Source organism: Streptomyces sp. NPDC006208 (assembly GCF_040613775.1).
Taxonomy (GTDB): Bacteria; Actinomycetota; Actinomycetes; order Streptomycetales; family Streptomycetaceae; genus Streptomyces.
This window is the reverse complement of record NZ_JBEXSW010000023.1, coordinates 1-23,702: the sequence shown is the minus strand read 5'-3', so window position 1 is coordinate 23,702 and position 23,702 is coordinate 1. Positions and strand designations below refer to the sequence as shown.

The following is a 23,702-nucleotide window of genomic DNA, read 5'->3' as shown; positions in this document are numbered from 1 at the left end:
CTGTTCCAGGGTCCTGTCCGGCAGGTGCGGGCCGGACCGCCACTTCGTCAGCTCACCTTCCGTGCCACGGCGAAGATCCGGCGGAACGGGAACACCGTGCCGTGCGGGCCGCGCGGATAGGCCCGGCGCAGCAACTCCCGGTACTCGTCGAGGAATCGGGCCGTCGCGTCCGGATCGTCGGCGAGTTCGGTCAGCACCGGGCGCAGGGCGGTTCCTTTGACCCAGTCCAGCACCGGGTCCTCGCCACCGAGGAGTTGGAGGTACGTCGTCTCCCAGGCGTCGGCGTCGCAACCGAGGGCCGCGAGTCGGGTGAGGTACTCGGCGGGCTCCAGTATGTGGACGAAGCGCCGGCCGTGGTCGCCGAGCCTGCCGCGCCAGCGCGGGGACTCGCACAGTTCGCCGAGGAGTGCGTGGCTGGGTGCGGTGAAGTTGCCGGGGACCTGGAAAGCGAAGGTGCCGCCGGGGGCGAGTCCGTCGATCCAGACCTTGAACGACTCGGGGTGGTTGGGCACCCACTGCAGTGCGGCGTTCGAGACGATGAGGTCGTACTGGTCGTCGGGGGTCCAGTGCGCGGCGTCGGCGGGCCTGAAGTCCAGCCAGCCACCGCCGGTGGTGGTGCCCGCGTACTCCTTCTGCGCCTGGGCGAGCATCTCGGGCGAGAGGTCGAAGCCGGTGATCCGGGCATCGGGCCAGCGGTCGGCGAGGAGCACGGTGACATTGCCGGGGCCGCAGCCGATGTCGGCGATGCGGGGTGGACGACGGCCGGACGGGAGCTGGGGTATCCGGGCGAGCATGTCCAGGAAAGGCCGTGTGCGATGCCCGGCATGGCGCAGGTACTGCTGCGGGTCCCAGGTGGGTACGGAACGCATGTTCGAGTCCCCCTTGCAGGAACGGTGTGCCGAAGTGGAACGGCTCCGGCCCGACCATGCCCAATAGTCAAGCAGACTATATCTTGACGTCAAGAGACTTCATGTCGACAGACCCTCTACACTGATCGACATGGAGGACGAGGTCGATCGACTGGTCGCAGCTTGGCGCCGAGAGCGCCCCGACCTCGACGTGGAACCGCTCGAGGTGCTCAGCCGCGTCTCCAGGCTCGCCCGCCACCTCGACCGCGCCCGCCGGCTCGCGTTCGCCGAGCACCAGCTCGAGCCATGGGAGTTCGACGTACTGACCTCGCTACGGCGTGCGGGGGCTCCGTACCAGCTCTCGCCCGGCCAGCTGCTCACCCAGACGCTCGTCACGTCGGGCACGATGACCAATCGCATCGACCGGCTCGCCAAGAAGAACCTGGTCGAGCGGCTCCCCGACCCCAGCGACCGGCGCGGGGTACTGGTCCGTCTCACCCCCGAGGGGCGCGACCGCGCCGACCAGGCCCTGGCCGGACTGCTCGCCCAGGAGCGTTCGATCCTCTCCGAGCTGTCACGGGCCCAGCGTGGCGAACTGGCCGGGCTGCTACGCCAGTTGACCGCCCCGTTCGACAACATCCCCGGCTAGGTCGACCGGTCCGACCCCGGCCCGCCGGGCCAGCGCCACGGCGGCCAGCGTGGAGTGCACTCCGAGTTTCCCGAGCACGTTCTGCATGTGCGTACGCACCGTGTGCGGGGACAGGAACAGGCGCTCGGCGACAGCCTTGCGCCCCAGGCCCGCAACCATGCAGCGCAGCACCTCCCGCTCGCGCGGGGTGAGCGACTCCACGAGCTGCTCGCTCTCCGTGCGGTGCTTGCGCGCGGCCGTCAACTCCCGCAGTACGCCGGTGAGCAGGGCGGGCGCAAGATGCGTCTCGTCCCGCAGCACACCGCGGATCACCGCGAGCAGCCGCTGCAGCGAACAGTCCTTGGCGACCCAGCCCGAAGCGCCCGCCTGAAGCGCCAGCGCGGCCCGGCCCGGATCGTCCTTCTCCGCCAGCACGACCGTGCGCACCCCGGGGCGGGTCGCGCGGACCCCGGCGACCAGGGATATCCCGTCGACGATCGCCTCCTCGCCGCCGTCCGGCACGGCGCGGGCAAGCGGAACCGCGACGGCCCGGGAAAAGCCCTGGGCCAAGGGCTGCGCAGCGGACGGAGCGGACGCGCCCAGATCGGCGTCGACAAGCATCACATCGAACCTGCGCCCTTCGGCCGCCGCCCGCTCCATGCAGCGCAGCGCGGCAGGACCGCTGCCGGCCGCGGCCACCTCGACATCGGGCTCGGCGGCCAGCGCCGCGGCGAGCGACTCGGCGAAGATGCGGTGGTCATCCACCACCAGGACCCGGATACGCACCAGACACCCCCACGTGTCGGAGGACAGAACGGCGCGGGAACGCCGCCCGGAGTTATGGGGTGATGCAGCGCTCGCTCGGCCGCCGCCGTGCTCTGACTGATACCCCGCCCCGGGCGTCGTACCCGACTGTCTCGCCCCCTGATCGACACCGGCCCCCACCGGCGTTGTGCATCAGAGTACGGACGAGGGCCGGGAGCGGAAGGCTATTTGCAGAACTGACTGCCCGCGGTGTGCTGGGTGTTTCTGATGTTTCACATCGAGACGGAAGTCGCCAATCGCCTTTCAGGAAAGACGCTTTGCGCCCGCCGCCGGAGTGGCGGAGAAGATGCGGGGCGCGGTGAGCGACCGCGCCTCGAACTCCTCGAGGACCGCCTGCGAAACGGCACCGGCCGCCGACGTCCGCGTCAGCACGATCGCCGAGCCGCCGAATCCGCCGCCCGTCATCCGTGCGCCCAGCGCGCCCGCGGTCAGCGCCGAGTCGACGACGAGGTCCAGCTCCCGGCAGGAGACCCGGAAGTCGTCGCGCAAGGACGCATGGCCCTCGGTCAGCACCGGGCCGATCGCCTCGGCCTCACCCGCCTCCAGGTGGGCGATCACCCGCTCGACCCGGTGGTTCTCGGTGACGACATGGCGCACCAGGCCGCGTACCTCGGGGTCGTCGAGCCGCGCCAGGGCCGCGTCCAGGGCCTCGTAGGGAACATCCCGCAGGGCATCGACGCCGAGCGCGGCGGCCCCCGCCTCGCAGCCTGCCCGCCGCTTGCCGTACTCGCCCTCGCTGTGGGAGTGCTGGACGCGGGTGTCGACGACCAGCAGGCGCAGGCCGTGCTCCGCCAGGTCGAAGGGGATCTGGCGCTGGGCGAGATCGCGGGTGTCCAGGTGCAGCGCATGGCCCGCGGTGCAGCAGGCGGAGGCCGTCTGGTCCATGATCCCCGTGGGCGCGCCGACATAGACGTTCTCGGCACGCCGGCACAGTCGGGCGATGCGCTGCCGCTCCAGACCCAGTTCGTACAGGTCGCTCAGGGCCAGCGCGGTGACGACCTCCAGCGCCGCCGAGGAGGACAGGCCGGCCCCGGCGGGCACGGTCGACTCGTAGTGGATGTCGGCGCCGGCCACCGGATGGCCGGCGTCGCACAGGGCCCAGACGACGCCCGCCGGGTAGTCGCTCCAGCCGCCGGAGCTGCCGGGCGCCAGGTCGGCGACGCGCAGATGCACCGTGCCGCCCGCGGCGTTCGCCGAGTGCAGCCGCAGCAGCCCGTCGTCGCGGCGGGCGGCAGTGGCGATCGTGGTGTGCGGCAGCGCGAAGGGCATCACGAACCCGTCGTTGTAGTCGGTGTGTTCACCGATCAGATTCACCCTTCCGGGCGCTGCCCACACACCGTCGCTCATGACCCGTTCTCCCTCCCGCGGGCGAAGGCCCAGGCGTCCGACACGATGCCGGCGAGGTCCGAACGGCTCGGCCGCCAGCCCAGGCGCTCCTGGGCCGCGGTGGCCGAGGCGACCAGGACCGCCGGGTCGCCGCCCCGGCGCGGAGCCGTGACCTCGGGCACCGGGTGGCCGGTGACCTTGCGCACGGTCTCGATGACTTCGCGCACCGAGAAGCCGTTGCCGTTGCCGAGGTTGCAGATCAGGTGCTCACCGGCACGGGCGGCGTCCAGGGCGAGCAGATGAGCCTCGGCGAGGTCGGCGACATGGATGTAGTCGCGGACGCAGGTGCCGTCGGGGGTCGGATAGTCGTCCCCGTAGACCGAGATGGACTCGCGCCTGCCGAGGGCGACCTGCAGGACGAGCGGGATGAGGTGCGACTCGGGGTCGTGGCGCTCCCCGCAACTGCCGTAGGCGCCCGCCACGTTGAAGTACCGCAGCGAGACCGCCGCGAGACCGTGGGCCGCCGCCTCGCCGCTGATCATGTGGTCGACGGCGAGCTTGGAGGCGCCGTACGGGCTGGTGGGGGCGGTCGGGTCGGACTCGGTGATGTGCGTGGACCGCGGCTCGCCGTAGGTGGCCGCGGTGGAGGAGAACACGAGCGTGCGCACCCCGGCCGAGCGCATGGCGGCGAGCAGGTCCATCGTGCCGCCGACGTTGTTCGCCCAGTACTTCTCCGGCTTGGCGACCGACTCGCCGACCTGGGAGAACGCCGCGAAGTGGAGCACGGCGTCGAAACCGGGGTCGAGATGCCGCGCGGCGTCCTGGATGCGGCCCTCGATGAAGTGGGCGCCCGCCGGGACACCCTCCCGGAACCCGGTGGAGAGGTCGTCGAGGACGGTCACCTGGTGGCCGGCCTCCAGCAGGTGCTGCGCCACCACGCTGCCCACATATCCGGCGCCACCTGTGACCAGGTACTTCTTGCTCACTCGCTCGCTACCTCTCGCAGTCGCTCGGCCGCGGCTTCCGGCGGCACGTCATTGATGAACACGCTCATACCGGACTCGGAACCCGCGAGGAACTTCAGCTTGCCGGAAGTGCGGCGGATGGTGAAAAGCTCGAGATGCAGGGCGAAGTCGTCCCGGTTGACGTCATTCGTCCCGGCGAAGGGTGCCTGGTGCCAGGCGGCGATGTACGGCGTTCGCGTATCGCTCCGGCCGAAGATCCGGTCGAAGCGCCTCAACAGTTCCAGATAGATCTGTGGAAACTCTGTGCGCGCCGCCTCGTCCAGGGCAAGCAGATCCGGCACCCGCCGCCGAGGGTGAAGGTGGACCTCGTACGGCCAGTGCGCGGCATACGGCACGAACGCGATCCAGTGCTCGCCCTCCAGCACCACCCGGACACCGTCCTCGCGTTCCCGCTCGACCAGATCGTCGAAGAGGTTGCGGCCGGTGCCTGCCCGGTGGGCGGCGAGCGAGCGCAGCATCAGCTCGGTGCGCGGGGTGACGAAGGGGTAGGCGTAGATCTGGCCGTGCGGGTGCTGGAGCGTCACGCCGATCTCGGCACCGCGGTTCTCGAAGCAGAACACCTGCCGCACGTGCGGCAGCACGGCGAGCTCGGCGGTGCGATCGGTCCAGACCTCCAGCACCAGGGCCGCCTGCTCGTCGCTGAGGTCGGCGAACGAGGCGTCGTGGTCGGGGGTGAAGCACACGACCTCACAGCGGCCCGCGCCGCCGGCCAGGGAGGGGAAGCGGTTCTCGAAGACGGCGACGTCGTAGTCGGCGGCCGGGATCTCGGTGAGCCGCCCGTCGCGCGAGGGGCACAGGGGGCACTCGTCGGCGGGCGGGTGGTGGATACGGCCCTGGCGGTGCGAGGCGACGGCCACGGCGTCGCCGAGGAGCGGGTCGTGACGGATTTCGACGGTGGTGGAGACGGCGTCGAGCGGTCGGCGGTCGACGGCGTCGCGCACGGCGTCGTCGCGGGAGTCGTAATAGAGCAGCTCACGGCCGTCGGCGAGCCGGGTCGAGGTCTTCTTCACTCGGAGCTCCCTCACCACTCCCACCCAACAGAACCGCGCACAACAAATCACAAGCCAACAGCCCAGTCAACGGACAGATCGCCACCGGGCGGGTCGCCGGTAGCCCGGTTCGCTGGTTCTCCGGACAGATGCGCACACGACTGCTTTCCGCGGGTCGTACGTCAGGGAGACGGCGGGGCGCGGCCTCAGTCGGCCGCCGGGCCCGGGGACGGGATGATCGCGGCCCGGTCCAGCAGGCCCGTACGCGCCGCCAGCGCGGCCGCCTCCAGCCGTGAGCCGACGCCCAGCTTCATCAGCACCCGCTGCACATGCGTACGCGCGGTGCTCGGCGCGATCCCCATGCCTGCCGCGATCAGCCGGGTGTCCTCACCCTCGGCGACCCGGACCAGCACCTCGACCTCGCGCGAGGTGAGCAGCTGAAGCAGCCGCTGGCCCTCGTCGTCCGGCTGCGCGGCCGGGTTGAGCAGCTCCGCGAATGCACCCTGGAGCAGCTGCGGCGCCACCACCGTCTCACCGGCCCGCGCCTTGACGAGCGCACGCTCCACGCCTTCGATGCGCTCGTCGTGACGCACATAGCCGGATGCTCCCGCCGCGAAGGCCGCGGCTATCCCGCGGGGACTCGGCACCGGTCCGAGGACGACGACGGCCACCTGCGGGCGCTCGCGCTTGATCCGCACGATCGGGTCGAAGGCGCCCGGCTCGGCGGGTGCTGTCGTGCCCAGCAGGCACACCTCGGGCGCCCGGGCCACCACCAGATCCGCCGCCCCGGCGGCAGGCGCGGCCGCGGCGAGCACCCGGTGCCCGCGCAGCTTCAGCGCCGAGGCGAGCGCCTCGGCGAGCAGTCTGTGTTCGTCGACCACCATGAGCCGCACGCCCATCGAGCAACCCCCATCCCGGCTGGAGCCGGCCCCCCAGCCCCCGGAAAGCTACACGCTTGTTCGACGTGGCGCGCCCCTAACTCGGCAGAAGCCCCCCAGAATGCCGAATTCTTCACCAAACGGGGCCACTTGCGACCGACGCACCGGGTACCGGGCCGCGGACGACAGCGGCCCGGTACCCCGGGTGAACCCCGAGGCACCGGGCCACCGGGCCACCGGCCCGGTCCGTCCATGCCCTGCTTCGGGCTAGTCGGCCGTGCTGAAGGCGACGGCCAGGTACTTCTTGCCGAACGACGGGTCGTCGTCACGGGGCTTGCCGAGAAGCCGCTCGGAGATGAACAGCCGGCCGGCCGCGTAGCGGAACTCGGAGCCGCTCGTCGTGAACCCCGACTCCACGTCCCGGATCGCCCTCTCGCCCGGGTTCTCCATGAGGACCGTCTGCTTGAACGTGGCGCCGTTGATGCTCACGACCTGGCCACCCTTGTTGTAGGGGCCCGTCTTGTAGGCAATGATGTTGCCGCCGTCCATGCGCAGCGGGAGCGACGTGTATCCCTTGCCCGCGTCGGCACGGCCGCTGGTGGCCTTGCCGGTCGCAAGGTCGAAGGAGACGATCTCGTTGGTCCGTTCGTCGAAGCGCTGCGCCGTCGGCAGGTAGAGACGACCGTTGCCGACCACCACGAACTGGCAGCCCTCGACACCGTCGGAGGCCGCACACCGTGCCTCGTACGTGTCGCCCGGCGCCGAGATCTTGGCCAGCTGCGTTCCGGTCTTGGCGTCGACCGAGAAGAAGTCCGAGATGCCGAACGTTCCCGTGTCACCGACGTCGGCGGCGACGACCAGCGGATCGCTGGAGACGATCCGGGCGTCTTCGACACCGGCCGGCATCTTGAACGAGGACAGCGGGGTGCCGTTGTCGGGGTTCAGCGGCTGGATCGTCGTCGTCTGGTCGCCGTACTCACCGCAGGTGCGGACCGCGACCAGCGCCTTCCCGCCGCCGTAACCGAGGTCCCGGCACTGCTGGGCGTCCACCTTGGGCTTCCAGAGCACCGCACCGGTCTTCAGGTTGAACGCCCCGCCGCCGCGCAGGCCGCCGCCGGCCGCGACGGTGTTGCCGCTCAGCGTGACCTCGGTGAACTCCGCCTTCTGGTCGCCGTCGCCCTTGACGGACGTGCTCCACAGCAGCTTGCCGGTGTTCAGGTCGATGACGCCGACCTCGGTGCACTTCTCGTAGAACTTGGGCGCCTTGCGCTTGGTGGCCTCGAAGAGGATCGCGGTCTTGTTGTCCTCGGTGACATGGCGGGAGCCGCCACAGACCTGGCCGGGCAGATCGGTGGTCCACAGCGGGGTGCCCTTGGCGACGTCGTAACCGACGACCGAGTTGGCCCCGGGCTTGACGTAGGCCTTGTCGGTGACCCAGGAGCCGTAGACGGCCATCAGGTCGTCGCGGTCGGGCTCCGGCAGCTGGAAGGCGACCTTGGAGGCGACCTTCGCCGGGGCCTTCTCCTTGCCGGGGCCGTCGGCGGCGGCCGGTCCGTCCTTGGCGCCCCCGGAGGTGCCGCCCGTGCTGTTCTTGGCCTCGTTCTTCGTGTCGTCGCCCTTGACGACCGAATACCCCACGCCGCCGCCGATGATCAGCACGATGGCGACGGCCGCGGCGGCGATGATCTGCCACTGCGTCCTGTTGAACAGCCCGCCGCCGTTGCCGCCGGACGGGGGCGGCACGGGCTGCGGCTGCACGGGCTGCGGCTGCATGGGCTGCGTCGGGTACCCGTACGCCGGGTTCTGCGCGGGCGCCGGCGGCGGGGTCTGCGGATAGCCGTAGCCGGGCCCCTGACCCGGCTGCGGTGCCTGGGGATGGCCGTACGCCGGGTTCTGCGGCGGCTGGGGCGGCGGCGCGCCGTAACCCCCGGCCGGGGGCTGGTTCGGCGGCGGGCCCGGCGGCTGGTTGGGCGGCGGCGGTGGCTGCGTCATGTCGTGCTTACCTCGGGGGAAGGGGAGTTGGGGATCCGGGACTGCTCACAAGCTCGCTCATTTGCCGAAGGCAAGCATGACCGTCGGCACCTCGTCGTCACGTCCGCTGACGCGGCTGCTGGTGATGTAGAGCCGGCCGTCCGCGTACGTCGGCCACAAACCGGGGAGTCCGCTCTCGATGTCCTGTGTCGACTCCGGGTTCTTCAGCGTGACCTTCGGTGCGCCGCCGCCCGGAGCGATCGTCGCCACCGCCCCCGGCTTGTCCCACGACGCGGCCATGTACACCACGACGTTCCCGTTCTCCATGCCCACCGGCATCATCGTGCGCTCGGCGCCTGCCGGCGAACGCCACTTGGGCTTACCGGTGTTCAGGTCGAAGGCGACGACGGCGTTGGTGCCGCCGGTGAGCTGGGTCGGCTCCGTGGACATGTAGAAGGTGGACGCGTCGGCGGCCACTCCGGTGCACCCCTCGGTGCCCTGGCCGAGGACGGCGAAGTCGGTCGGGCATTCCGCACGGAACTTGTCCTTGCCGCCCTGCATCTGCGAGCGCAGCTTGCCGTCGTCCGTGAGAGCGATGATGCTCCAACCGACAACCTTGTCGGATTTGTCTCGCTCGTGGATCGAGACCACGAGCGGGTCGACCGAGTAGACCCGGTTGACCTCCCAGCCGCGCTTGAGCGCGTACTTCCACTTGGCCTTGCCGGTGGCCGGATCGACCCCGTGGATCTCCTGCTTGGCCGGCTCGCCGTAAGGAACACGGCAGCTCGCGGCGGCGATCAGCTTGGCGCCGCCGGCGTACGAGTACGGCACGCAGTCACCGGTCGGCGGGCCGAAGAGCTGCTTGCCGTCGCTCGCCCGGAAACCGTAGGAGTTGTTCAGACCCGCGACGGTGACCGTGCTCCCGCTCATGGAGAAGGTGTAGTCCGTCAGCCCGGCGAACCCGTTGCGCTTGGGGATGGGCTTCTTCCAGGACGTCTTGCCGTTCTTCGCATCGATCACCTGGATGTCGCGGCAGTCGGCGTCGTCGTCGTTCGTGCCGTCGTACACACCGAGGACGATCTTTCCGTCGGACGACACGTGCGGCGCCGCCATGCAGGCGGTCGTGGCGAGCTTCACGCTCCACTTCTTGCTGCCGTCGGCCACCGAGTAGCCGGTGACCTCGCGGTGCACCGCCGTGACGACGGTGTCGCCGACCGTCCAGGGACCGAAGAACTGCGCGCCGCTGCGCGGCAGGTCGGTCTCGTTCTGCAGGTGGAAGAGGACCCTGGCCTCGCCGTCCTTGCGGCCGGCGTTCAGGTCGTCGTCCTCGCCGCCGCCGGTTCCGGAGCCGTCGCCCTTGTCCACGGACTCCGACCCGCCGGCCTTCGGATCGTCCTTGGGCTTGCTCGCGCTCGGCTTGCCGTCCTTCTCGTCACCGCTCAGCACGAGATACGTGCCCCCGGCGACGAGCAGCAGCGCGGCCGCGGCCGCGGCGACGATGACACCGGTCTTCCCCTTGAAGAAGTTCCGGCCGCTGCCGCCACCGGCCGGCGGGTTGGGCGTCCCGGCGTAAGGCTGCTGCGCCGGATGACCGCCGTACGGGCCGGGCTGCTGACCGTACGGGCCGGGCTGCTGGCCGTACGGGCCGGGAGCACCGTACGGTCCCGGCTGCCCCGGCTGCTGACCGTAGGGGCCCGCAGGGCCGGGGGCCTGCCCGTGTCCCTGGCCCGGCTGGGCGGCGGGTTGCTGCGGATACCCGTGACCCGGGGCCGCGGGAGGCGCCGCGGGCGGCGGCGTCTGAGGCGGACCCGGGGGTATCGGCGGGACCGGCGGCAGGCTCGGCGGCGGGGGCTGGGTCATGAAGTGCTTACCTCTGGAGACGAAGACAGACGGATTCGGGGACTGCGGAAGGGCGCGGTCACGGGCCGAAGGCGATCATCGTCTTCGTCTCCTTCTCCTCCGTGTCGTTGGTCGCGCTCACCCGCCCGCTGGCGATGAAGAACCGGCCGTCGGCGTACACGGTCTTCGGGGAGTAGAAGGAGTTCTCGATGTCCGCCGTCGAGGCCGGGTGCTGCAGCAGCACCTTCGGCGCACCGCCGCCCGGCGCGATCGTGGCGACCGCGCCGCCCTTGTCGTACGTGGCGTCCAGGTAGACGAGAACGCTGCCGTTCTCCATGCGCAGCGGCGTCATCCGGCGCTCTCCGCCGGCGGGCGCCCGCCACTTGGCCTTACCGGTGTCGAGACTGAAGGCGATGACCTCGTTGGCGGTTCCGTAACCGGTCTCCGTCGCCATGTAGAACGTGGACGCGTCCGCGGCGACGCCGGTGCAGCCCTCCAGGTTCTGGCCGAAGATCACGAACGAACCGCCGCAGCGCGGAGCGAACTTGTCCTTGGCGTCCGCCTTGATCTGCGAGCGCGGCTTGCCGTTGTCGGTGAGCGCGATGACCGACCACTTCTTCGGCTCACGCTGGGTCAGGGAGACGACCAGCGGGCTCGCGGAGTAGACCTTGTCGATCGACCAGCCGGCAGGGGTCCGGTATGTCCACTTGGCCCTGCCGGTGGCCGGATCGATCTCCTGGAGCTGGTGGTTGGGCTTGTCGTAGTCCTTGGTGGGGCAGCTCGCGGCGGCCAGCAGCTTCGGGCCGCCGGCGAAGGCGAAGGGCTTGCACTCACCGCCCGGCTTGCCGAAGAGCTGCTTGCCGTCGGTCAGCGAGAAGCCGTACGAGTTGTTGGTGCCGGCGATGCCGACGGTGTTCCCGCTGATCGCCAGCGTGAAGTCGGAGAGTGAGTCGAAGACGCCCGAGGACTTGGGAATCGGCTTCTTCCACCCGGCCTTGCCGGTCTTGAGGTCGATCATCTGCAGCTCGAGGCACTTGGACTTCTCGGTGAGACCGTCCTTGACGCCCACGACGACCTTGCCGTCGGCCGAGATCTGCGCGGGCGCGGAGCACACGTCGGTGGGGAGCTTGACGGTCCACTTCTTCGAGCCGTCGGTGACCGAATAGCCCACGACCTCGCGGTACATCGCCTTGGCAACGGTGTCGCCGACCACCCAGGGGCCGAACACGTCGGCGCCTCTGGCCGGCAGGTCGACGTCGTTCTTCGTCAGGAACAGGGCCTTGGCCTCGCCGTCCTTGCGGCCGGCGTTCAGGTCCTCGTCGTCGCCGCCGCGGCCGGTGCCGTTGCCGTCGCCCTGGTCGACACTCTCCGAGCCGGTCGGCCCGGGATCGTCGCTGGACTTGCTGACGGCCGGCTTGTCGTCCTTCTCGTCACCGCTCAGCACCAGGTAGGAACCGCCGCCGATCAGCAGCAGCGCGACCGCTGACGCGGCGACGATGACACCGGTCTTCCCCTTGAAGAAGCCTCCGCCACCGCCGGCCGGCGGGGTGGGCGTGCCGGGGTAGTGGGGCTGTGTCGGATAACCGCCGTACGGCCCGGACTGGTTGTACGGCCCCGGCTGCTGGCCGTACGGGCCGGGAGGCTGCTGCGGGTAGCCGTAACCGGGCTGTGCGGGGGGCTGCTGGGGGTAGCCGTACCCCGGCTGCGCGGGCGGCTGCTGCGGGTAGCCGTAACCAGGTGCCGCCGACGGCGCGCCGGGCGGCGGCCCTTGCGGGGCCGGCGGCATCTGCGGGGGCTGGGCAGGCGGCTGAGGGGTCCCCTGCGGGTCCTGAGGTGCCCCGAAGCCCCCCTGCGGCGGCTGTTGGCTTGGCGGCTGACTCATCAGCGATTCCCCCTGTGTGCGCTCTGCTGCCCGGCCTGCCTCCCACGCTGTTCCGGATGGCTCGTTGCCCCGGAAAGGAGTGAATCGGACATGGATTCTGTTGTGTCTACGACAGTCGCGCGGGCCTTCTTTGTATCACTCGCCACCAACGCACAGCGGGCTCGGTCCTTCCCTGTTCCCAAGGGAGGACCGGCCCGTGATGCTGTCGTTACGCGCTCTGCACGCCTTCTTTACGGGTCAGTTCCGGCGGGTGCCGGTCATGCGTCCTCGGCGAGTTCGAGCCAGCGCATCTCCAACTCCTCGCGTTCCCTCGCAAGGTCGCGAAGCTCTGCGTCCAATTTCGCCACCTTCTCGAAATCCGTGGCGTTATCGGCGATTTGAGCGTGCAGCTTGCTCTCCCTCTCGGAGACTTTGTCCAGCTGCCGCTCGATGCGCTGCAGTTCCTTCTTAGCCGCCCGGACGTCCCCGGACGACTTCTCCTTGGCGGCGGCGGACGCGGGCGGCGGGGTCGGGGCCGACGCCTCGACGATCCGCGCCCGGCGCTCCAGATACTCGTCGATGCCGCGCGGCAGCATCCGCAGGGCCCCGTCACCGAGCAGCGCGAACGTACGGTCCGTCGTCCGCTCGATGAAGAACCGGTCGTGGGAGATGACGACCATCGAGCCGGGCCAGCCGTCGAGCAGGTCCTCCAGCTGGGTCAGGGTCTCGATGTCGAGGTCGTTGGTGGGCTCGTCGAGGAACAGCACGTTCGGCTCACCCATCAGCAGCCGCAGCAGTTGCAGCCGGCGCCGCTCGCCACCGGACAGGTCACCGACGGGCGTCCACTGCTTCTCCTTGCCGAAACCGAACTGCTCGCACAGCTGGCCCGCGGTCATCTCGCGGCCCTTGCCGAGGTCGACGCGGTCGCGGATCTGCTGGACGGCTTCCAGCACGCGCAGCGTGGACGGCAGTTCGGTGACGTCCTGCGACAGATACGCCAGCCTGACGGTCTTTCCGACGGCGACCTTGCCGGCCACGGGCTGCGCCTCGCCCTCGGTACGCGCCGCGTCCGCCAGTGTGCGCAGCAGCGACGTCTTGCCCGCGCCGTTGACGCCGACCAGACCGATACGGTCGCCGGGGCCGAGCTGCCAGGTCAGATGCTTCAGCAGCACCTTGGGGCCGGCCTGGACGGTGACGTTCTCCAGGTCGAAGACGGTCTTGCCGAGCCGGGCGCCGGCGAACTTCATCAGCTCGCTGGTGTCGCGCGGCGGCGGCACATCGGCGATCAGCTCGTTGGCGGCCTCGATGCGGTAACGCGGCTTGGAGGTACGGGCGGGGGCGCCGCGCCGCAGCCAGGCCAGCTCCTTGCGCATCAGGTTCTGCCGCTTGGCCTCCTCGGTCGCGGCGATCCGCTCCCGCTCGGCCCGGGCGAACACGTAGTCGGAGTACCCGCCCTCGTACTCGAACACCGAACCGCGCTGCACGTCCCACATGCGCGTGCAGACCTGGTCGAGGAACCAGCGGTCGTGGGTGACACAGACCAGCGCCGAGCGCCGGTTCTGCAGATGCCTCGCCAGCCAGGCGATGCCCTCCACGTCGAGGTGGTTGGTGGGCTCGTCCAGGACGATCAGGTCCTGCTCGGCGATGAGCAGCTTGGCGAGCGCGATACGACGGCGCTCTCCGCCGGAGAGCGGACCGATGACGGTGTCGAGTCCCTGCGGGAACCCGGACAGGTCGAGCCCGTCGAACAGGCCGGTCAGCACATCACGGATCTTGGCGTTGCCGGCCCACTCGTGATCGGCGAGGTCGCCGATCACCTCGTGCCGGATGGTGGCCTCGGGGTCGAGGGAGTCGTGCTGGGTGAGTACACCGAGCCGCAGCCCGCCACTCTGGGTGACCCGGCCCGTGTCGGGCTCCTCCAGCTTGGCGAGCATCCGGATGAGAGTGGTCTTCCCGTCGCCGTTGCGGCCGACGATGCCGATGCGGTCCCCCTCGGAGACGCCGAGGGAGACTCCGTCGAGCAGGGCACGGGTGCCGTACACCTTGCTGACTGCCTCGACATTGACCAGATTGACGGCCATCAACGCTCCAGATGAGGGGATCGATCGATCCTCCAGCCTACTTGTCAGGCGCGAGGTGCCCGCCCCGCCCGTTCCACCAGGAGCCAGCCGGCCAGCGCCATGGCGACGGCGGCGGGTGCGGTGACGCGCACGGCGACGAGCATCGCGCTCTTCCCCTCCAGCATCCCGCCGAAGCCGACCATCGACAGCCCGAGGACGCCGAGAAGGCAGAGCGTGATCCCCAGCGCGGCGACCGGCCCGCCGGAGCCGGAGCCCGGGGCCGCCGGGGCGGGCCGCTCGAAGGTGCGGAAGGCGGCGACGAGGACGAGGGTCAGCGCGATCGCCACGGCGATCCGGAAGGGGACCTGCCCCCACCAGGCTGCGGTGGCGGGCTCGGGGAGCGCGATGCCGAGCGCGAGCATCGCGCCGTACACGCCGAGCATGGCGGTCAGGTGCCACAGGAACGCGGTCATGGCGACGCCGTTGGCGGCGACCACGCCCCGCCAGACGCGTCCGCGCTGGACCAGCCGCGTTCCCGGTCCCTTCAGCAGCTCCACCGCGCCGACCAGCCACAGCCCGTGGCAGAGCAGGGCGAGCGTGGGCGGGGCCATGTTCGAGACCTTCTCGCCGGGCATCCCGACCATGGACAGCGGGTACGGCCCGAGGGCGACGAGCACGGCTGCGCCGGCGAGACCGGCGGCGGCCAGGGCGCCGGGGACCCGTATCCGGCCGTCGGCGCGCAGGAAGCCGAGCTGGTGAACCGCGAGCCAGACAAAGGCGAAGTTGAGGAACTCGACGAACGGAACGTCGAGTACGAACCTCAGCCCGTCCACGAGTACGGCCCCCGCGACGAGCGCGCCGAAGGCTCCCCATCCGTGGCGCTCGTGCAGTTTCAGCAGCGGCGGCGTGAAGGCGACCATGGCGAGATAGATCCCGATGAACCACAGCGGCTGCGCGACGAGCCGCAGCGCGACGCCCGTCAACCCCGCGTCACCGCCGAGCAGTTGCACGACGAGTGCGGCGCTCCCCCAGACGAGGATGAACACCATGGTGGGCCGCAGCAGCCGCTGCAGCCGGGCCCGCAGGAAGGCGGCGTACACGGATCCGGCGGGCTGCTTGCGGAGCAGGGACCGGCAGGAGAGGGCGTGCGAGAAACCGCCGACGAAGAAGAAGACGGGCATGATCTGGAGCCCCCAGGTGAGCACCTGCAGCTCGGGCACGACGGCGAGCAGGTTGCCGACCCCGTCCCCGGTGACTGCGGCCATCAGCCAGTGCCCGAACACCACGGTCCCGAGCGAGGCGACCCGCAACAGGTCGATGTACCGGTCCCGCTTACCCGGGGTGGCGGCGGCGAGCTCACGAACGCTTGATCCCATGGGGGTACGGTCCCGCGGAGAGCCCGGCCGCAGGGAGGGTGCTGGTACTCAATTGCGCTCTGAGTACGCGTGCGTGCGGGTCCCGCTGCGCGGAGCATGCCTGCGTCCGGGAGGATCCCCGGACGGACTGAAAATCGGCCCAGCCGGCGTTCGAGGCACCGGGGTCCGGCCCCCACGCCCGCCAGGGCGTAGGGGGAGAAGCCGCCCCCGGTTCCGGAAGGGGCCGGGTGGGGGAAATCAGGCCGTCACAACGCTCGCGCCCGCAGCCGCCGCCCGCGCCACCCGCGCCGTGCGGCACGTACCGGAAGCCATCAGCGCCGCGGCCACCGACTCGGCCGAGTCCTCGTCCTTGGTCAGGAACGCCGTTGTCGGGCCCGAGCCCGAGACCAGGGCTGCCAGGGCCCCGGCGGAGGTGCCCGTCGAGAGCGTGGCCGCCAGCGACGGGCGCAGGGACAGGGCGGCGGGCTGGAGGTCGTTCGACAGCGAGGCGGCCAGGGAGGCCGCGTCGCCCGTGGCGAGGGCGTCAAGGAGTGCGGGCGAAGCCACCGGGGGCGGGACCGCGGCGCCCTCGTTGAGGCGGTCGAACTCGGCGTACACCGCGGGGGTCGACAGGCCGCCGTCCGCCACCGCGAAGACCCAGTGGAACGCCCCGCCGACGGTGAGCTCGGTCAGCTGCTCGCCGCGGCCGGTGCCCAGGGCCGCACCGCCCACCAGGCTGAACGGCACATCGCTGCCCAACTGGGCGCAGATGGCGAGAAGTTCGTCCCGGGACGAGCCGAGGCCCCACAGCGCGTCGCAGGCGAGCAGCGCACCGGCGCCGTCCGCGCTGCCGCCGGCCATGCCACCGGCGACCGGGATGTCCTTGTCGATGTGGATGTGCACGTCGGGCGAGATGCCGTGCCGGGCTGCGAGCAGTTCCGCTGCCCGCGCGGCCAGGTTCGTACGGTCCAGCGGTACCTGGTCCGCGTCCGGCCCCGCGCAGGTGATCGTCAGTGACGGCGCCGGGCGCACCGTCACCTCGTCGTACAGCCCGACGGCGAGGAACACGTTGGCGAGGTCGTGAAAGCCGTCGGGGCGTGCCCCGCCGACCGCCAGCTGCACATTGACCTTCGCCGGCACTCGTACGGTCACGCTCACTTCTCGGCCTCCGCGTTCTTCGCCTCCGCGTTCTTCGCCTCCGCGATCCGCGCGAACTCCTCCACCGTCAGCGACTCCCCGCGCGCCTGCGGCGAGATTCCCGCCGCGACCAGTGCCGTCTCCGCCGCGGCCGGTGATCCCGCCCACCCGGCCAGTGCCGCACGCAGGGTCTTGCGGCGCTGTGCGAACGCCGCGTCGACGACCGCGAAGACCTCTGCCTTGGAGGCGGTCGTCGGCACCGGTTCGGGGCGGCGCACCAGCGAGACCAGGCCCGAGTCGACGTTGGGGGCCGGCCAGAAGACGTTGCGGCCGATCGCGCCCGCCCGCTTCACATCGGTGTACCAGTTGGCCTTCACCGAGGGGACTCCGTACACCTTGTTCCCGGGCTGCGCCGCGAGCCGGTCGGCGACCTCCGACTGGACCATGACCAGAGTGCGCTCGATCGTCGGGAAGCGGTCCAGCATGTGGAGCAGCACCGGCACCGCGACGTTGTAGGGCAGGTTCGCGACCAGCGCGGTCGGCGGCGGGCCGGGCAGCTCCTGGACGTGCATCGCGTCCGTGTGGACGAGAGAGAAGTGCGGGGCCCGTTCCGGCATGCGCGTCGCGATGGTCGTCGGCAGCGCTGCCGCCAGCACGTCGTCGATCTCGACGGCGACGACCCGGTCGGCCGCCTCGAGCAGCGCCAGGGTCAGCGAGCCGAGTCCGGGACCGACCTCGACCACGACGTCGTCGGGCTTGACCTCGGCCGTGCGCACGATCCGGCGGACCGTGTTGGCGTCGATGACGAAGTTCTGGCCGCGCTGCTTGGTGGGGCGTACGCCCAGCGAGGCGGCCAGTTCGCGGATGTCGGCGGGGCCGAGGAGTGCGTCGGGATCAGTGGTGCTCACCGATACAGCCTACGGCCGCAGTGCGGCCACGGACTCGCCCCCCGCTGCACATAGAGCTTCTTGGCCCGGTACGTCTGTTCCTCGGCGGGTGCGTCCTGCGGCCGCCCGGTTCCGCCGAGGCTGCGCCAGGTACCGATGTCGAACTGGTACAGCCCGCCGTGGCTCCCGGACGGGTCGACCGCATCGGGCCGGCCGCCCGACTCGCACTGTGCGAGGGCGCTCCAGTTCAGGCCGTCGGCGCCCTCGACCGACGACGGCAGCGACCGGGTGCCGACCCTGACCACCTCGGTGACGGGCTCGCGCACCACCTCGTCGTCGATCTTCCTCGGCTGCTGCGGTACGCCGTCGACGGTCCGCAGGGCGTACGTGACCCGGCGTGCTCCGGCCTTGCCCTGCCGTACGACGACCTCGGTGCCGGCGAACAGCGTGGCGTCCTCGGTCCGCCGCACGGCATAGGCGATGGGTTCCTCGCGCACCTGCCGGGAGCTGCTGATCCGCGTGACCGTGATGGTCTGGCCGTCGTGCGGGAAGCCGGCGGGTGGTACGGACGTGGTGTCCTGGCCGCGCAGTTCGATGCCCGCCTCGCGGAGCGCCTCGCGCACCGTGGCCGCGTTGGTGCGCAGCGTGCGCTCGCGTCCGTCGGCGAGGAAGGTGACGGTGCGCTCGGTGCGGACGTGCAGGGCGAGGCCGGTGCGGGAAATCGTCACGGAGCGGGAGGCCGACAGATACGCGCCTTCCGCGCGCACGCCGAGCTGGCGCAGGGCGCCGTCGACGTCCGGGGCGGTGGTCCACACCTGGCGGCGGTGCCCGTCCAGGGTGAGCACCAGGGGCCTGCCGTGGCGGACGACGACCTCGTCGCCGCTGGCGAGGTCCTCGCCGGGGGCCGGGGCGACGAGGTCGTGCGCGCCGACGTCCACGCCTTCCTCGTCGAGGAGTTCCTGTACGTCGTCGGCGAAGGTGTGCAGGGTGCGCGGCACGCCGTCGACGGTGAGCCGTACGGCCTTGTCGGCGGCGACGAACGCGGTGGTGCCGCCGGCGAGAAAGGCGACGACGAGCGCCTGCGGGACGAGTCGGCGCAGCGCGTCGGGGCGCTCGCCGGTGCGGCGGCGCCTGGCGGCCCTGCGGGCCTGGGCCCGGCCTCCGGCGGGCGGGTCGGCGACAGGGGCGCTCTGGCGTGGCAGGGACGGCTGGTCCCTCAGATCGAGGTACGGCGCGGTGGGCGCGTGGGCAACGGCGAGGCGGGCATCGACGGCGGTGGGCGCGTGGGCAACGGCCCGGCGGGCATCGACGGCCGTGGGCGCGTAAGCACTGTCGTACGGCGCCGACGACGCGCGCGGCCCGGGTGGCGGAGGCGGCGGCGGCTCGGCCCTGCCTGCGGCGCGGCGCCCGCCGCGTGCGGCACGGTGACTGCCCTGTGCATTGCTCACGACGCTCCGTAGGGTCCGGTCAGCCATTGGCACCGGGACAGTAGCGGAGCGATCGTCACTCTCCAAAGCGACGCGGACACCCAGCGTTGCGAACGTGGGGTCGAGTCCGGGTCAGTACCCGAAGGCGCGCGCCGAGTTCGCGGCGATCGCCGCGGCCAGCGTGTCCTCGTCCAGCCCCTTCACGGCCGCCATCGCGCGCAGCGTGACCGGGATCAGATACGGCGCGTTGGGCCGTCCGCGGTACGGCGCCGGGGTGAGAAAGGGCGCGTCCGTCTCGACGAGTACGAGTTCGGCGGGCGCGACGGCGAGGGCGTCGCGCAGCGGCTGGGCGTTCTTGAAGGTCACGTTGCCGGCGAAGGACATGAAGTAACCCGCGGCGGCACACACTTCGGCCATTTCCGCGTCGCCGGAATAGCAGTGGAAAACGGTGCGCTCCGGCGCGCCTTCCTCGGCGAGGATGCGCAGCACATCCGCGTGCGCCTCACGGTCGTGGATGACGAGCGCCTTGTCGTGCCGCTTGGCGATCTCGATGTGCGCCCGGAACGACCGTTCCTGCGCGGCCATGCCGTCGGGCCCCGTACGGAATCGGTCCAGGCCCGTCTCGCCGACCGCCTTGACCTCGTCGAGGGCGGCCAGCCGGTCGATCTCGGCGAGCGCGTCGTCGAGCGCGGCATCGCCGCCGGCCTGCCGTGCGCCCTGGCGCGACCGCCCTCCCCCGGCCCCAGGGGGCTGGGAGGTGGCCCCAGGGTCACCGAGCACGATGCGCGGCGCTTCGTTCGGGTGCAGCGCGACCGCGGCGTGCACGCCCGGGTGCCGGGCGGCGGTCTCGGCCGCCCAGCGGGATCCCTTGAGGTCGCAGCCCACCTGGACGACCGTGGTCACGCCGACCGCGGCGGCCCTGGCCAGCGCCTCCTCGACGGTGCCCTCCTGCATGTCCAGGTGGGTGTGCGAATCGGCGACCTCTACGCCGAGGGGTTCGGGCAGCGGCGGCGGGGCGGACTTCGAACTCATGGGCGCGATCCTACGAGGCCCGCGCCCTGCTTCTCACTTGCGGTGGTGGAAGGGGTGCAGAAGATCGGAGAGGTGCCAGTGGTGGCCCTCCGCCCGCGGCGCAGCCCTGCCTTCGACCGACTCGGCCGCACTTGTGCCCTCGGCCGGTCCGGCCACGGGGACGGGATGCTTGGCCCGGCCCGCGTTCGCCATCTGATCGAGTACCGAGGAGACCTGACCGGCCCGCATGATCCGTACGACATGCCCGCCGCAGTTGAGACAGGTCGGGCTGGACAGCGGGGACGGCACTCGCTCGCCACCCGCCTTGTAGACGATGAACTCCTGGCCTGCGCCGTCGACGTGGTGCTCGATCTCGTAGGACTGTTCCCAACCGTGCCCGCATCGCATACAAGCAAAGGCATACGCCTCGTGGACCTTGGCGGTGCCTGCGACCTCACTCATGCCAGCTCCTTTCCACCGACCAGTGGACGCCTGTTCCGGCGGGAGCGCATCAGGGGATGTCGATTAATGGGGCGGTCTTGGGCGTTCCCATGCAGAAAAGGCCGGGAGGCGGTCTGGGCTTTGCCTTTTACGATAGTCCTTTGCCGTCCGTGGAGGCCGGTCGAGCCGCGTTCTTTGCCGCAACGACCGCATCGAACACCTCACGTTTGGGCAGTCCCGCCTCGGCGGCGACGGCCGCGATGGCCTCCTTGCGCCGCTCCCCCGCCTCCTCCCGCACCTGCACCCTGCGCACCAGCTCAGCGGCGTCGAGTTCGGCGGGACCCGCGGCCGGCGCACCCTCGACGACGACGGTGATCTCGCCCCGCACACCCTCGGCGGCCCAGGCGGCGAGTTCGCCAAGGCCACCGCGCCTGACCTCCTCGTATGTCTTGGTGAGCTCGCGGCACACGGCCGCGCGGCGCTCGGGACCGAACACTTCGGCCATTGCGGTGAGGGTGTCGTCCAGTCGGTGAGGGGCCTCGAAGTAGACGAGCGTGCGCCGCTCGCCGGCGACCTCACGCAGCCGGCCGAGCCGCTCCCCCGCCTTTCGCGGCAGGAAGCCCTCGAAGCAGAAGCGGTCCACCGGGAGACCGGACAGGGCGAGCGCGGTCAGCACGGCGGACGGGCCGGGCACCGCGGTGACCTTGATGTCCTTCTCGACCGCGGCGGCCACCAGCCGGTATCCGGGGTCGGACACCGACGGCATGCCCGCGTCGGTGACGAGCAGCACCCGGGCCCCGCCGGCCAGCGCCTCGACCAGCTCGGGCGTACGGGCGGCCTCGTTGCCCTCGAAGTACGACACGACGCGCCCGCGCGTGTGCACACCGAGGGCCTGGGTGAGCCGGCGCAGCCGGCGGGTGTCCTCGGCGGCGACGATGTCGGCGCCCTCCAGCTCGGCGGCGAGCCGGGGCGGCGCGTCCGCCACATCGCCGATGGGCGTCCCTGCGAGTACCAGCGTTCCTGTCACAAAGGCCATCCTCCCAGGACCGGACGCACGACTCGCACAGCCGTGTTCCCTACGATGGCGCGGTGACCAGTACCGCGCCTCAGACCCTTCAGGGCAAGGACGCCGCCCCGCAGCCGCCCGGCTGGGAGCAGCGGCTGCGCAGATTCGGCTATGCGCCCCGGCCCGTGATCGGGCTGCGTGAGCGCCTCGTACCGCCGTACACGCGCCCCTCCGACCGGCTGTGGCCGGTGTTCGGCATCCGTCCCGGGGATGCGGACCCGCTGCTGCGGATCTTCTCCTGGGTCGGCCCGGTGCTGGTCGCCCTGCTCGCGGGCGTGCTGCGGTTCTGGAACCTCGGCAAGCCGCATGCGGTGATATTCGACGAGACGTACTACGCCAAGGACGCCTGGGCGCTGATCAACCAGGGGTACGAGGGCAGCTGGCCCAAGGACATCGACAAGAAGATCCTGGAACCGGGCGGGGCGGACATCGCGATCCCCACCGATCCCGGCTATGTGGTGCATCCGCCGGTCGGCAAGTGGGTCATCGGCCTCGGCGAGAAGATGTTCGACTTCACGCCGTTCGGCTGGCGTTTCATGGTCGCCCTGCTCGGCACGCTGTCGGTGCTGATGCTCTGCCGGATCGGGCGGCGGCTGTTCCGCTCCACGTTCCTCGGCTGCCTCGCCGGGCTGCTGATGGCGGTGGACGGTCTGCACTTCGTGATGAGCCGCACCGCACTGCTCGACCTGGTGCTGATGTTCTTCGTGCTGGCGGCGTTCGGGGCGCTGCTCCTGGACCGGGACCTGTCGCGGCGCAGGCTCGCCGCGGCACTGCCCGTGGATGCGGACGGCGTGCTGCGGCCCGATGCGACGGTCGCGGAGACCCTGCGGCTGGGCTGGCGACCGTGGCGGCTCGCGACCGGTGTGCTGCTGGGCCTGGCCGCGGGCACCAAGTGGAACGGCCTGTACGTGATGGCCGCGTTCTGTGTGATGAGCGTGCTCTGGGACGTCGGCTCTCGCCGCACAGCGGGCGCGGTACGCCCGTATGTGGCGGTCCTGAAGAAGGATCTGCTGCCGGCGTTCGTCTCCACGGTGCCGGTCGCGATCGCCACGTACATCGCGACCTGGACGGGCTGGATCGTCACGGACAAGGGGTACCACCGGGACTGGGCGACCAAGGGAGCCGGTCAGGACAGCAGCTGGAGCTGGCTGTTCCCGGACTGGTGGCGCAGCCTGTGGCACTACGAGACCCAGGTCTTCGACTTCCACGTCAAGCTGACCTCCGGGCACACCTACGAGTCGAACCCGTGGAGCTGGCTGGTGCTGGGCCGCCCGGTCTCGTACTACTACGAGGACCCGAAGCCGGGCACGAGGGGCTGCCCGGCGGACGCGGTCGACAAGTGCGCCAGCGAGGTGCTGGCACTGGGCACCCCCCTGCTGTGGTGGGCGGCGTGCTTCGCCCTGTGCTACGTCCTATGGCGCTGGCTGTTCCGCCGTGACTGGCGCGCGGGCGCGATCCTCTGCGGCTTCCTGGCGGGCTGGGTGCCATGGCTGCACTACCAGGAGCGCACGATCTTCGTGTTCTACGCGGTCGTGTTCGTGCCGTTCCTGTGTCTGGCGGTCGCGATGATGATCGGCGCGATCCTCGGCCCACCGGGATCGGACGAACGCCGCCGGGCGATCGGCGCGATCGGCGCGGGCGTGCTGGTGCTGCTGATCGTGTGGAACTTCATCTACTTCTATCCGATCTACACCGGCCAGACGATCCCGCTGGACGAGTGGCGCAACCGGATGTGGCTCGACACCTGGGTCTAGCAGGGCGAACACATCACGAGGGCACGGCTTCGGCCGTGCCCTCGTGGTCGTTGTCCACCCTCGGACGGCCCCGAGACGGCCCGGGCCGGGGTCGACCTGATCAGCACGAGGTCCACGGAGCCGGCGATGGGTGTACGGACGCACGTGGGCATCGAGGGGCTGGAGGCGGCCTCGGCCACGCCGCTCGCGAAGCCGTCGAGTTGGGTGATGTGTGGGCGGGTGTGGGGTTGTTCGGCCTAGTGTCGGTGGTCTGGTGCTGGGGCTGCGTCGGGGGTGTGCGTTGGTCGGCGAGGGCGGTCGGGTGTTCGTCAGTCATGCGGGGGCGGACCGGGCGTGGGCGGAGTGGGTGGCCTGGCAGCTGGTGGATGCCGGCT

Annotated in this window: 20 protein-coding genes; 3 read left to right on the top strand and 17 right to left on the bottom strand. The window is 71.0% G+C overall.

Annotation, left to right across the window (positions count from 1 at the left end; translation table 11 throughout):
• Positions 1–47 precede the first annotated feature (47 nt).
• Positions 48–869, bottom strand: coding sequence for a trans-aconitate 2-methyltransferase (locus ABZ208_RS20035; RefSeq protein WP_356910801.1), 822 nt, complete (start codon positions 867–869; stop codon positions 48–50).
• A 130-nt stretch (positions 870–999) separates the two neighbouring features.
• Between ABZ208_RS20035 and ABZ208_RS20030 the strand changes: the two genes are divergently transcribed.
• A complete protein-coding gene (locus ABZ208_RS20030; RefSeq protein WP_328399695.1) occupies positions 1,000–1,497 on the top strand; it encodes a MarR family transcriptional regulator in 498 nt (165 codons plus the stop codon).
• Here the strand turns inward: ABZ208_RS20030 and ABZ208_RS20025 are convergent.
• From ABZ208_RS20025 to rsmI, 16 genes are all read right to left on the bottom strand, one after another.
• Complete coding sequence (locus ABZ208_RS20025; RefSeq protein WP_356910888.1) at positions 1,456–2,265, bottom strand: response regulator transcription factor; 810 nt, start codon at positions 2,263–2,265, stop codon at positions 1,456–1,458. The genes ABZ208_RS20030 and ABZ208_RS20025 overlap by 42 nt on opposite strands.
• Positions 2,266–2,544: 279 nt before the next feature.
• Complete coding sequence (gene galK / locus ABZ208_RS20020; protein ID WP_356910800.1) at positions 2,545–3,648, bottom strand: galactokinase; 1,104 nt, start codon at positions 3,646–3,648, stop codon at positions 2,545–2,547.
• A complete protein-coding gene (gene galE, locus ABZ208_RS20015; protein WP_356910799.1) occupies positions 3,645–4,613 on the bottom strand; it encodes a UDP-glucose 4-epimerase GalE in 969 nt (322 codons plus the stop codon). Before galE ends, galK begins: the two co-directional genes overlap by 4 nt.
• Positions 4,610–5,662 carry a galactose-1-phosphate uridylyltransferase gene (galT, locus tag ABZ208_RS20010; RefSeq protein WP_356910798.1) on the bottom strand — a complete coding sequence of 351 codons (1,053 nt, stop codon included), beginning with the start codon at positions 5,660–5,662 and terminating at the stop codon, positions 4,610–4,612. The genes galE and galT overlap by 4 nt, the downstream gene beginning before the upstream one ends.
• Before the next feature lie 185 nt (positions 5,663–5,847).
• Positions 5,848–6,540 (bottom strand): LuxR C-terminal-related transcriptional regulator, encoded by a 693-nt coding sequence (locus tag ABZ208_RS20005; RefSeq protein WP_356910797.1) that lies wholly within the window; start codon positions 6,538–6,540, stop codon positions 5,848–5,850.
• Between the two features lie 246 nt (positions 6,541–6,786).
• On the bottom strand, positions 6,787–8,511 hold the full coding sequence (locus tag ABZ208_RS20000; RefSeq protein WP_356910796.1) for a PQQ-binding-like beta-propeller repeat protein: 1,725 nt from the start codon (positions 8,509–8,511) through the stop codon (positions 6,787–6,789).
• Between the two features lie 57 nt (positions 8,512–8,568).
• Entirely contained in the window at positions 8,569–10,350 is a 1,782-nt protein-coding gene (locus ABZ208_RS19995; protein WP_356910795.1) for a PQQ-binding-like beta-propeller repeat protein, read from the bottom strand.
• Positions 10,351–10,408: 58 nt separating this feature from the next.
• Positions 10,409–12,211, bottom strand: coding sequence for a PQQ-binding-like beta-propeller repeat protein (locus ABZ208_RS19990; RefSeq protein WP_356910794.1), 1,803 nt, complete (start codon positions 12,209–12,211; stop codon positions 10,409–10,411).
• A 257-nt stretch (positions 12,212–12,468) separates the two neighbouring features.
• A complete protein-coding gene (locus ABZ208_RS19985; RefSeq protein WP_356910793.1) occupies positions 12,469–14,271 on the bottom strand; it encodes an ABC-F family ATP-binding cassette domain-containing protein in 1,803 nt (600 codons plus the stop codon).
• Positions 14,272–14,315: 44 nt separating this feature from the next.
• Positions 14,316–15,626, bottom strand: a complete 1,311-nt coding sequence (locus ABZ208_RS19980; protein WP_356910792.1) for an acyltransferase — start codon at positions 15,624–15,626, stop codon at positions 14,316–14,318.
• A gap of 237 nt (positions 15,627–15,863) precedes the next feature.
• Positions 15,864–16,763 (bottom strand): 4-(cytidine 5'-diphospho)-2-C-methyl-D-erythritol kinase, encoded by a 900-nt coding sequence (locus tag ABZ208_RS19975; RefSeq protein WP_356910791.1) that lies wholly within the window; start codon positions 16,761–16,763, stop codon positions 15,864–15,866.
• Positions 16,760–17,650: a 16S rRNA (adenine(1518)-N(6)/adenine(1519)-N(6))-dimethyltransferase RsmA gene (gene rsmA, locus ABZ208_RS19970; protein ID WP_356910790.1), complete on the bottom strand. Its 891-nt coding sequence runs from the start codon at positions 17,648–17,650 to the stop codon at positions 16,760–16,762. The genes ABZ208_RS19975 and rsmA overlap by 4 nt, the downstream gene beginning before the upstream one ends.
• Positions 17,647–18,831: a ubiquitin-like domain-containing protein gene (locus ABZ208_RS19965; protein WP_356910887.1), complete on the bottom strand. Its 1,185-nt coding sequence runs from the start codon at positions 18,829–18,831 to the stop codon at positions 17,647–17,649. Before ABZ208_RS19965 ends, rsmA begins: the two co-directional genes overlap by 4 nt.
• Before the next feature lie 357 nt (positions 18,832–19,188).
• Positions 19,189–20,088, bottom strand: a complete 900-nt coding sequence (locus ABZ208_RS19960; RefSeq protein WP_356910789.1) for a TatD family hydrolase — start codon at positions 20,086–20,088, stop codon at positions 19,189–19,191.
• A gap of 33 nt (positions 20,089–20,121) precedes the next feature.
• Positions 20,122–20,529, bottom strand: coding sequence for a hypothetical protein (locus ABZ208_RS19955; RefSeq protein WP_356910788.1), 408 nt, complete (start codon positions 20,527–20,529; stop codon positions 20,122–20,124).
• Positions 20,530–20,656: 127 nt separating this feature from the next.
• Complete coding sequence (gene rsmI / locus ABZ208_RS19950; protein ID WP_356910787.1) at positions 20,657–21,535, bottom strand: 16S rRNA (cytidine(1402)-2'-O)-methyltransferase; 879 nt, start codon at positions 21,533–21,535, stop codon at positions 20,657–20,659.
• A 62-nt stretch (positions 21,536–21,597) separates the two neighbouring features.
• Here rsmI and ABZ208_RS19945 point away from each other — a divergent pair, with 62 nt between their 5' ends.
• Positions 21,598–23,328 (top strand): phospholipid carrier-dependent glycosyltransferase, encoded by a 1,731-nt coding sequence (locus tag ABZ208_RS19945; protein WP_356910786.1) that lies wholly within the window; start codon positions 21,598–21,600, stop codon positions 23,326–23,328.
• 211 nt (positions 23,329–23,539) lie between these two features.
• Positions 23,540–23,702, top strand: a 163-nt coding sequence (locus tag ABZ208_RS19940) for a toll/interleukin-1 receptor domain-containing protein (protein ID WP_356910886.1), incomplete at its 3' end; no start/stop codon positions are given.

What these genes read in the sequence shown, in the direction of transcription:
- ABZ208_RS20035 (WP_356910801.1), bottom strand. Translation starts at nt 869, where the DNA reads ATGCGTTCCGTACCCACCTGGGACCCGCAGCAGTACCTGCGCCATGCC.
- ABZ208_RS20030 (WP_328399695.1), top strand. Translation starts at nt 1,000, where the DNA reads ATGGAGGACGAGGTCGATCGACTGGTCGCAGCTTGGCGCCGAGAGCGC.
- galK (WP_356910800.1), bottom strand. Translation starts at nt 3,648, where the DNA reads ATGAGCGACGGTGTGTGGGCAGCGCCCGGAAGGGTGAATCTGATCGGT.
- ABZ208_RS20005 (WP_356910797.1), bottom strand. Translation starts at nt 6,540, where the DNA reads ATGGGCGTGCGGCTCATGGTGGTCGACGAACACAGACTGCTCGCCGAG.
- ABZ208_RS20000 (WP_356910796.1), bottom strand. Translation starts at nt 8,511, where the DNA reads ATGACGCAGCCACCGCCGCCGCCCAACCAGCCGCCGGGCCCGCCGCCG.
- ABZ208_RS19995 (WP_356910795.1), bottom strand. Translation starts at nt 10,350, where the DNA reads ATGACCCAGCCCCCGCCGCCGAGCCTGCCGCCGGTCCCGCCGATACCC.
- ABZ208_RS19990 (WP_356910794.1), bottom strand. Translation starts at nt 12,211, where the DNA reads ATGAGTCAGCCGCCAAGCCAACAGCCGCCGCAGGGGGGCTTCGGGGCA.
- ABZ208_RS19985 (WP_356910793.1), bottom strand. Translation starts at nt 14,271, where the DNA reads ATGGCCGTCAATCTGGTCAATGTCGAGGCAGTCAGCAAGGTGTACGGC.
- ABZ208_RS19980 (WP_356910792.1), bottom strand. Translation starts at nt 15,626, where the DNA reads ATGGGATCAAGCGTTCGTGAGCTCGCCGCCGCCACCCCGGGTAAGCGG.
- ABZ208_RS19960 (WP_356910789.1), bottom strand. Translation starts at nt 20,088, where the DNA reads ATGAGTTCGAAGTCCGCCCCGCCGCCGCTGCCCGAACCCCTCGGCGTA.
- ABZ208_RS19955 (WP_356910788.1), bottom strand. Translation starts at nt 20,529, where the DNA reads ATGAGTGAGGTCGCAGGCACCGCCAAGGTCCACGAGGCGTATGCCTTT.